Origin of the sequence: Sphaerisporangium sp. NPDC088356, assembly GCF_040685555.1 — a bacterium.
Classification (GTDB): Bacteria; Actinomycetota; Actinomycetes; order Streptosporangiales; family Streptosporangiaceae; genus Sphaerisporangium.
Map to the genome: position 1 here is coordinate 1 of NZ_JBFBIK010000188.1, position 8,729 is coordinate 8,729.

Below are 8,729 nucleotides of genomic sequence, written 5' to 3' on the forward strand. Positions count from 1 at the left end.
CCGCGGTCATCATCTGGGACTGCAACGGCCAGACCAACCAGAAGTGGACCATCAACGCCAACGGCAGCATCACCGCCGTAGGCGCCAACAAGTGCCTGGACGTGTCCAACAGCGGCACCGCCAACGGCAGCAAGGTACAAATCTGGACCTGCCACGGCGGCACCAACCAGCAATGGACCCGCAGCTGAGCCCTCAGGGACAACTCCCGGTCCCCGGGCCGAGGTCACCTGTGATCACTAGCAGGGAATGACCTCGGCCCGCCGGTCGTAGAGCGCTTCAGTGGTGCCGATCCGTTCCCAAACCGCATTCATTAACGGACCATTGAGCAAGGTGCGGCCACAGCCTCCCCAGGACGTCTAGTGCCACGATCAGCACTTATACATAATCCGTATGACGTGTAACGACCACACGGTGGAGTACAGTGGCAGTCAAGTCGTGACGCCGTCTGCGGCGCGCCATCCGGAGGGGGACATGACGGCATCACAGCATGCAGAGGTGAGTGCTACCACTCCTCCGGCGTGGGCGCGCCGACCTGCCAATCTCGCCAAGGCGGTCACGGCCGAGCTGGTGGAGCGGATCGTACGCGGGGTTCACCCGCCCGGGGTCGCGTTGCCCCGCGAGGCCGACCTGTGCGAGACGTTTTCGGTGAGCCGGACCGTCATCCGCGAGGCGGTGAAGATCCTTCAGGAGAAGGGTCTGGTACAGGTCCGGCAAGGCTTCGGCACCATCGTCACTCCGCCGACGAGCTGGGACATGCTCGACGAGCTCGTCCTCGGGGTGAGCATCGCCGAGGACGAGTCCTTGGCGATCCTCGACGACCTCGTCGTCACCCGGCGCCTGCTCGAGACAGACATGGCGAACGTCGCCGCGCGCCTGGCGGACGAGGAGACCGTCGATCGGCTGCGCGCACTGGTCGATCGCATGGACGAACTCGTGGAAGACCCCGTCACGTACGCCGAACATGACCGCGCCTTCCACGACACGATCATGCGGACGTCCGGCAACCGCATCGCCCGCGGTGTCGTCCGGTCACTGGAGAACCAGGCCATCAACACCGCCCGCTACATGGGCCGCACCGAGCGCGCGTTGTGCGTGGCGTCCAACCAGGGCCACCGGCGCATTTACGAGCGCATCGCGGCACAGGACCCCGCAGGCGCCGCCGAGGCCATGTTCACGCACATCACCGAGGCCTGGCTCGTCCGCCGCTCCGGACGAAGCGAGCCCGTGCGTCTGCAGCGGTAGCCCCGGCCTTGGCCAGGGTCGCCCAGAACACCTGACGCGGCGACCGGGGCGCTCGTCGTCGCTCACGGGATGCGCGAGATCGCCGAAGCGACGGCCCGCCGAGACCCGTGACACCGTGCCTCGGCGGGCCTCGGTTCAGCCGATTCCCCACTCTGCCGTCATGCGTCGAGCCGGTAGAACGCCGACGCGGTGCCGGACATGATCGCTTGGCGCTCCGTCACGCTCAGCTCGCCGATCAGTTCCTCCACAGCGCCTCGCCAGGCGACGGCACCGGCCCCCAGCTCGGCGAGGGGCCAGTCGGACCCGTACATCAGCCGCTGCGCGCCGAACGCCTCCAGCGCAACGTCGACCACGCGGCGAAGTCCGGCCCGGTCGCCACTCACGACTCCGGCCAGCCCGGAGATCTTCGCGTAGGTGTTCGGCCGGGCGGCGAGTTCGCGCAGGCCGGCCGCCCAGGCAGCGGTGTCGTCGGCCTCGGCGGTCCCGCCGAGGTGGTCGACGACGAAGCGTACCTCCGGGTGCCCGGACACGACGGTCGCGGCCGCCGGCAGCTGCCATGACCGCAGGACCAGATCGAAGCCGAGGCCGCGCGCGGCCAGTTGCTTCAGCCCCGTTCCCACCTCGGGCCGTGCGAGCCAAGCGGTGTCAGGGTCGACATGGACCAGGTGACGGATCCCGACCAGCCTCGCGCGCGCCGCGGGGTCCAGCGCGTCCAGCTGCGCGGCGACATCGGCCGTGAGGTCGATCCAGCCCACCACACCGGCGATGCACGGGCTCAGGTGCGTCAGCAGCCGCCGCGTCTCGGCGGCGCCGTTGCTCGACTGCACGACGACGGCGGCGTGCACACCGGTCGAGTGGAGCATCCGTTCGAGGTCCTCGGGCTCGAAGTCCCGATCGATCGCCGCCATCGTCGCGGGCTCGATCCACGGCTGCGGGTCGGTCTTCCGGTTCCACAGATGGACGTGCGCGTCGATGGAACGGCTCACGGCAGATGCCAGATCTCGTCGACCGGCTGCCACAGGGCTCCGGGCTCCCGCTCCTCGACGATGCGCACCTGGCATGGATCGGTGTGGGTCCACCACTCGCGGGTCACGGGGTCCTCGGCGATGCGGGCCATGTCGGCGGCGTGATCCTCGCCGACGTACTCGTAGTAGGCGAACAGGGTGTCGCCGACGATGAAGATCGAGTAGTTCGTGACGTTGGCCTCGCGCAGGGTCTGCTCGACCTGCGGCCAGACGTGGCGGTGCAGCTCGAGGTACTCCTCCCGGCGCTCCGGCCGGACGCCGACGACGAGGGCGTGACGCTCGATGCGGGGCCGGGCGCTCACGACCCCACCCGCTCCACCGCGGGGGCGCCGATGGGCTCGTCCTGGTGGGAGTCGGGGACGATGCGCAGGCCCGCCCGGTTGGGACGGACATGCGGCCCGGAGATGGCGGCCGGCGGGTTGGCGGCTCGCACGGCGTTGATGTGGTCCTCGTCGACCCGGATGCCGAGACCGGGCTCATCGCCGAGGATGATCCCCCCGTCCTCGAACTCCTGGTCGATCTTGAGGCCGACCGGCGAGGAGAGGTCCTGAACCTCGAAGGTCAGGTGGTTCGGCACCGCCACGGCGGCGTGCGCCAGGGCGTTGCCGTGGTAGGCCACCGGGCTCACCGGGAGGTCGAGGCTGTGGGCCACCGCGGCCACGCGCAGGAAGTGAGTGATGCCCCACACGTTGCCCACCTGGACGATGTCGATCGCGTCGGCGTTCAGGAGGGGCCGGTACTGCTCAAGGCCGGTGAGGTTCTCGCCGGTCGCGACGGCGGCGCGGATGCCCCGCCGGACCGAGGCCAGTCCGGCCGCGTCCCACCGGCGCACCGGCTCCTCGATCCAGGTGAGGTCGACAACGCGCTCCAGCGCCGTGATGAACCGCACGGCCTGCGAACGGTTCCACGACTCGTTGGCGTCGAACATGAGGGCGGGGTGCGCCGAGTTGCGCCCGAGGACGTCCCGCAGCGCCTCCAGCCTGCGCAGGTCGTGCTCGAGATTCCGGCCGCCCTTGAGCTTGCCGGCGCTGAACCCCCGATCCGCGAAGCGCTCGTACAGGCGTACAAGGGCATCGTCGTCAAGCGCGATGTCCAGCCCGGAGGCGTAGCCGGGGACGAATCGGTCCAGGCCACCGAGGGTACGCCAGAGCGGCTCACCGGCCGCCTTCGCCTTGAGGTCCCAGAGCGCCATGTCGATCGCGCCGATCGCGCCGAACGTCGCGCCGGAGTGGCCGGTCTTGAAGACCCGGGCCAGCATCCGGTCGTAGAGCGCCGACACGGCCCGCGGGTCCTCACCCTCGACGGCGCCGAAGACGCGGTCGATGTCGCCGTGCGCGCCGAGTCCGACCCCCTCGAGACCGCTGTCGGTCTCGAGGATCAGCACGTGCACCTCGGTGCGCGGCTCCGGCATGACACCATTGGCGTCGCCGATCAGTCGCCCCCAGTCGTGCTCCGTTGTCAGGCTGCGGTAGCCGGTGACCTTCAAAATTGCTCCTTTTCAACGGCGTTTCGACTCACTCCTTGGTGCCGCCCGCCGTCATGCCCGCGACCAGGAAGCGCTGCGCGAACAGGAAGACGATCAGCACTGGCAGCACCGAGACGACGGTCGCGAGCGCGAGCGTCGGCAGCTGCACGGACTGGGTCCCTGCCGAGCTGGGGTTGAATGCCGGGGTCGAGGCGAGCAGGGAGGTCAGGCCGACCTGGACCGGATATCCCTGGCTCGACGGCAGCATCACAAAGGGGAGGAAGAAGTTGTTCCAGCTCTGCACGAAGCTGAAGAACGCCACCAGCGCGATGATCGGCGCGGCCAATGGCAGCGCGACCCTCGTGAACACCTGGAACTCGCTGCATCCGTCGAGGCGGGCCGCCGCGAGCAGGTCACGCGGAACGCTCGTCGAGAAGTAGATGTAGGTGAGGTAGACGCCGAACGGGAAGAACGACATCGGCAGGATCACCGCCAGCGGGCTGCCGATGAGCCCGACCACGTTCAGTTCAAGGAAGATGGGCAGCACCAGCGCGGTGTTCGGGATCAGCATCACGATCAGTGTCAGCACCAGCAGCAGCCGCCGGAACCGGAAGTCCGTCAGGGCCATCGCGTAACCCGCCGGGATGCTCGCGATGATCGCGATGACGAGCGCACTCAACGCGTACAGCGCCGAGTTGCCCACCCAGGCGGTCACGGCGCCGTCCTGGAAGCCGAACAGCTGGTTCCAGTTGGTGGCCAGGTCGCCGAGGCCGCCGGGCAGGAACGGATTGTCGACGATGAGCCCGTGCGCCGACTTCGTCGTCGCCAGCAGCAGCCAGACGATCGGGATGACGAAGAACAGTACGAAGACCACGAGCACGACCGCGACCATCGTCCGGCCGCTCCAGCCGCTGACACCGCTCCGGCGCGTGACTCGGCGATGCGAGTTCACTGTCGTCATGAGCTCAATCCCTCTCGAACAGGCCGCCGCGCGTCACGAAGACGGCCGACAGCGCGAGGGCGATGACGAGCAGCAGCAGGGAGATGGCCGCCGCTCCGTTGAAGTCGTTCTGCTGGAAGGCGTACTGGTACGCGAGCTGGTTGAGTGAGTAGTCGTTGGGCACGACCGCGTTACTGGCCTGCGAGAGCAACTGCGGCTCGACGAAGAGCTGCGTTCCGGCGGCGAGCGACATGATCCCCATGTACGCGATCCACTTGCGCAGCAGCGGCAGCTGGATGCGCCAGGCGATCTGCACGCTGCTCGCGCCGTCGATGCGCGCCGCCTCGATCACGTCGTGGCTGATGTTGTTCAGCGCGCCGTACATGATGACGATCCAGCCGCCGGCGCCGGTCCAGAACGCGATGATGGCGAAGACCGGGGGCAGGTTCGCCGGCACGATGACCTGCACGAAGCTGGAGAAGCCCATCAGGTGGAGCAGCCCGGCGACCGGGCTCGCGGTCGGGTCGAGCACGAACAGCCAGAGCAGCACGCTCGACGCGCCCGCCAGGGCGCCCGGCAAGTAGAAGATGAGCCGCAGCGCGCGGCCCAGCCAGCGCACGCGCACCGCGTGCACGACGATGGCCAGGAACGAGACCAGCACCACCAGGGCGACCAGCCAGATCACCAGGTAGAGCGCGACGTGCGCGACGGCGGGCCCGAAGCGGAAGTCGTCGATGACCTTGACGAAGTTGTCCATGCCGGCGAAGCCGCCGTCACCGGTGGTGAACGCGAGGTAGAGGGCGTAGAACGCGGGAAGGATCCCGAACGCGATAGCCAAGATCGTGTAGAGAGCGATGAAGGCATAACTCATCGCTCTCCGTTCACCACCGTCACCGCGGCCGATCGGCCGCCTGCGCGGGATCACCACCGGCTGAGCGGCTCGCGCCGCGATCGTCACGTCACTTGACCGTGTAGCCATTTACCTGGGCCTGGTTCTTGATCGCCGTCTCCCATTCGGGAAGCAGAGCGACCAGGCTCTTGCCACTGGCAATCGCGGGAGTGACCGTCTTGGCCCAGATCGCCTCCTGACTGAAGATCCCGGAGCCCCATCCGCTCCAGATCTCCGACCCGGCCTTGACCAACGACCGCAGGTCGCCGGCGTAGTAGCCGCTCGACTCCTGCTTCTTGATCCACTTGTCCGCGGCGGGGGCGTAAGCCGGGTAGCCGGGAGCGAGGTTCACCTGGTAGTCGTCCGCCGTCGTGACGAACTCGACGAACTTCTCGGCCGCCTTGAGGTTCTTGGAGTGGCTGCTGACGAACCAGGTGCCGCCGCCGACGTTGCCGGTCACGGCGGTCTCGCCCTTCCACGCCAGCGGCGCGGCGGCGGCGAGCTGGCCGGCCGGGACGTTGAGGGACTGCGGGTTGTTGAAGATGGCGCCCGCGTACCACGCCGGGCCCGGAATCATGAGCACCTTGTCGGAGTACTTCTTCACGAACTCGGGCGTGAAGACGCTCACGGTGGGCACGGTGCCGTTCTTGATCAGCGTGTCGAGCATCGACGCGGCCCGCTTGCACTCAGTGGTGCCGGTGCTGACCGTCACCGCCTTGGGACCGGTGACGCCGTTCGCCTGGCACTTGCTGCCCCACATGTAGACCTCCGGCGTCCAGGCGTCTCCGGCGGCGCCCACGATGTAGCCGGGGTGCTCCTGGGCCACCTTCTCGCCTAGTGCCTGGTACTCCTCCCACGTCGTGGGGAGGGAGTAGCCGAACTTGTCCAGCAGGCTCTTGTTGTACCAGAGCACCACCTGGGCGAGGTCGTTGCGGAGACAGTAGACCTTGCCCTCAACGGTGCAGGGGGTCAGCGAGCCCTTGGTGAAGTTGTCGAGCGTGCTCTGCGGGACCAGCCCGTCACTGAGCACGGCCGCGAACGCCTGCTTGCCGTTGCTCTTCTGGCTCGCCCACGCCGCGTCGTTGTTCTGCGTCGAGAACACGACGTCGGGCCAGCCGCTGTTCGCCTGGTCGAAGAGCTGGACCTTCGTCCGGAACGAGTTGGAGCCGTTCGCCGAGCCGTCGTAGGTGACCACGTCCAGCTTCACATCGGGGTTGGCCTTCTTGTAGGCGTCCACCGCACCCGACCGGTCGGCGTCCACCCAGACCGTGATCGGGGCCTTGTCATCCTGCGCTGCCTGCGGAGCGCCGTTGGAACCGGAGGTGGTACCGCCGCTGCTGCTGCAGCCGGCCACCGTCAGTGCGATGGCTAACGCCCCTGTACCGACGGTACCCATCCATCGGCGCGTGCGTCCGGCCTTTGTGCTATCGACCATAGGAGTGTCCCTGTCTGGACGGTCATGTTAACGAGCTGCTCATCGCGTCGAAATATAAGACCATACGTATTATGTCTGCAAGGGTTCTCGGGACGCGCCTGAGAAGACCGGTAACACCTCGTGCGGGGTCGAGCGCTTGGGCGAGCCCCCTCTGCGTCACCCGAGCTTGGACCATCTACGGCCAGGGCCCGACACAGGCGGGCGGCGGTTCGTTCACCACGCCACGCGCGGGACCAACACCGGCATCTTTCCCACGCAGCAGGCTGTTAGCGCTAACAACGAAGCGTCCTTTCGCCCTCCGGCGCCTTGGAACTTCGTCTCTCGGAGGTGAGGCACCCCCGGTGAAAGTTTCACCACAAGACGCCCGTGGATGATGTGATCCGGCCGGCGAGGGAACCTCAGTCCCGCATGGCGGCCGCGTTCCTGTGCGGCAATGACCTCGCACTCGGCGTCATGCGCGCCGCCCGCGAAGCCGGACGCGACATCCCCCGCGACCTCAGCGTCGTCGGCTTCGACGACTCCCCGTTGGACTGGTCGTTGCGGTGAAAAATGTCCAGTGCGGCGCCTATGAGGGGGGCGTTATCGCTAACGTCAGGGCAAGGCCCGCTCGCCCCCTGTCGAGGCACAATTCCCGCCACAGGAACCGTCCACGGAGGGCGACGGCAAGAGCCGATGACAGCACAAAGTGCCAGCCCGATCGCGGCACTGATCCCTGGAGACGATAAGGAGCACGAATGCCGGATTTAACCGATCCCCTGCCCGCCGACCATCCCCTCAGACGAGTCAACACCGCGGTCGCGCACCCGGCCCGGATCTACGACCATCTGCTGGGCGGCAAGGACAACTACGCGGCCGACCGCGAGGCGGCCGAGCACCTTGTCAAGGTCTCGCCCGGCACGCGTGAGGGCGTCCGCGCCCACCGCGCCTTCCTCCGTCGGACGGTGCGCCACCTCGCCGCCGAGGCCGGCGTCTCGCAGTTCATCGACATCGGGGCCGGCATCCCCACCCAGGGCAACACCCACCAGATCGCGCAGGAGTCCAACCCCGATGCGCGGGTGGTCTACATGGACAACGATCCCATCGTCTTGGCACACGGCCGCGCCCTGACGACCGGCAGCCCGACCGGGGTGACCAAGGTGATCGAGGCCGACCTGCGGCAGCCTGAGGTGATCCTCTCCCACCCTGAGTTGACGACTGTGATCGACTTCACCCGTCCTGTGGCACTCATCCTGGCGGGCGTCCTGCACTTCATCACCGACCAGGAAGACCCCTACGGAACGGTCGAGCGGTTCAAGGCCGCCGTGCCCTCGGGCAGCCACTTGTTGCTCTCGCACATCACGCTCGACTTCGCACCCCAAGTACTTGAGACGGACTTCACCAAGGCCTACGACAACAGCACCGCGCCGATGGTGCCCCGCACCCACGCCGACGTGCTGCGGTTCTTCCAGGGCTGGAGCGTGATCGACCCGGGCGTCGTGGAGGTGGTGGCGTGGCGGCCGGACCACGACCAACTCCAGGAGCACATCCCGGGCGGCGGCCACGCCTGGGCCTACGGCGGCATCGCCATCAAGCCCTGACCGGAGCGAGGGGCATCCGGCGACAGGACCACCCCCGTGCCCGCGGTGTGGGGGGGCCGGGGGGCCCCCCCCCCCCCCCGCGCCCCCCCCCCCGCACCCCCCCCGCGGGGCCCCGCGCCCCCCCCCACCCACCCCCCCCCCCCCCCCCACGCGCCC

General features: G+C 68.1%; 9 protein-coding genes and 1 pseudogene. 4 read left to right on the plus strand and 6 right to left on the minus strand.

The features are described from left to right. Together AB0O34_RS35050 and AB0O34_RS35055 are read left to right on the plus strand one after the other, a co-directional pair. On the plus strand, nt 1-188 hold a 188-nt coding region (locus tag AB0O34_RS35050; RefSeq protein ID WP_363922998.1), incomplete at its 5' end, for a ricin-type beta-trefoil lectin domain protein. A 223-nt stretch (nt 189-411) separates the two neighbouring features. Then, complete coding sequence (locus AB0O34_RS35055) at nt 412-1,242, plus strand: FadR/GntR family transcriptional regulator (RefSeq protein ID WP_363922999.1); 831 nt, start codon at nt 412-414, stop codon at nt 1,240-1,242. A gap of 158 nt (nt 1,243-1,400) precedes the next feature. Here AB0O34_RS35055 and AB0O34_RS35060 read toward each other — a convergent pair whose 3' ends face one another. From AB0O34_RS35060 to AB0O34_RS35085, 6 genes are all read right to left on the minus strand, one after another. Further along, nucleotides 1,401-2,228: an amidohydrolase family protein gene (locus tag AB0O34_RS35060; RefSeq protein ID WP_363923001.1), complete on the minus strand. Its 828-nt coding sequence runs from the start codon at nt 2,226-2,228 to the stop codon at nt 1,401-1,403. After that, nucleotides 2,225-2,569 (minus strand): L-rhamnose mutarotase, encoded by a 345-nt coding sequence (locus tag AB0O34_RS35065; protein WP_363923003.1) that lies wholly within the window; start codon nt 2,567-2,569, stop codon nt 2,225-2,227. The genes AB0O34_RS35060 and AB0O34_RS35065 overlap by 4 nt, the downstream gene beginning before the upstream one ends. Beyond that, nucleotides 2,566-3,753, minus strand: coding sequence for a mandelate racemase/muconate lactonizing enzyme family protein (locus AB0O34_RS35070; protein WP_363923004.1), 1,188 nt, complete (start codon nt 3,751-3,753; stop codon nt 2,566-2,568). Before AB0O34_RS35070 ends, AB0O34_RS35065 begins: the two co-directional genes overlap by 4 nt. A gap of 28 nt (nt 3,754-3,781) precedes the next feature. Continuing rightward, a complete protein-coding gene (locus AB0O34_RS35075) occupies nt 3,782-4,693 on the minus strand; it encodes a carbohydrate ABC transporter permease (RefSeq protein WP_363923006.1) in 912 nt (303 codons plus the stop codon). 4 nt (nt 4,694-4,697) lie between these two features. Then, nucleotides 4,698-5,543: a sugar ABC transporter permease gene (locus AB0O34_RS35080; RefSeq protein ID WP_363923008.1), complete on the minus strand. Its 846-nt coding sequence runs from the start codon at nt 5,541-5,543 to the stop codon at nt 4,698-4,700. A gap of 88 nt (nt 5,544-5,631) precedes the next feature. After that, nucleotides 5,632-6,996 carry an extracellular solute-binding protein gene (locus AB0O34_RS35085; protein ID WP_363923010.1) on the minus strand — a complete coding sequence of 455 codons (1,365 nt, stop codon included), beginning with the start codon at nt 6,994-6,996 and terminating at the stop codon, nt 5,632-5,634. A 405-nt stretch (nt 6,997-7,401) separates the two neighbouring features. On the opposite strand from AB0O34_RS35085, the pseudogene AB0O34_RS35090 reads away from it, so the two are divergent. Beyond that, nucleotides 7,402-7,524, plus strand: a pseudogene (locus tag AB0O34_RS35090) (substrate-binding domain-containing protein); the annotation flags it as partial. A gap of 206 nt (nt 7,525-7,730) precedes the next feature. Beyond that, complete coding sequence (locus tag AB0O34_RS35095; RefSeq protein ID WP_363923012.1) at nt 7,731-8,573, plus strand: SAM-dependent methyltransferase; 843 nt, start codon at nt 7,731-7,733, stop codon at nt 8,571-8,573. Nucleotides 8,574-8,729: the final 156 nt, after the last annotated feature.

Coding starts and splice junctions, on each gene's coding strand:
- AB0O34_RS35095 (WP_363923012.1), top strand. CDS start 7,731: ATGCCGGATTTAACCGATCCCCTGCCCGCCGACCATCCCCTCAGACGA.
- AB0O34_RS35075 (WP_363923006.1), bottom strand. CDS start 4,693: ATGACGACAGTGAACTCGCATCGCCGAGTCACGCGCCGGAGCGGTGTC.
- AB0O34_RS35085 (WP_363923010.1), bottom strand. CDS start 6,996: ATGGTCGATAGCACAAAGGCCGGACGCACGCGCCGATGGATGGGTACC.
- AB0O34_RS35080 (WP_363923008.1), bottom strand. CDS start 5,543: ATGAGTTATGCCTTCATCGCTCTCTACACGATCTTGGCTATCGCGTTC.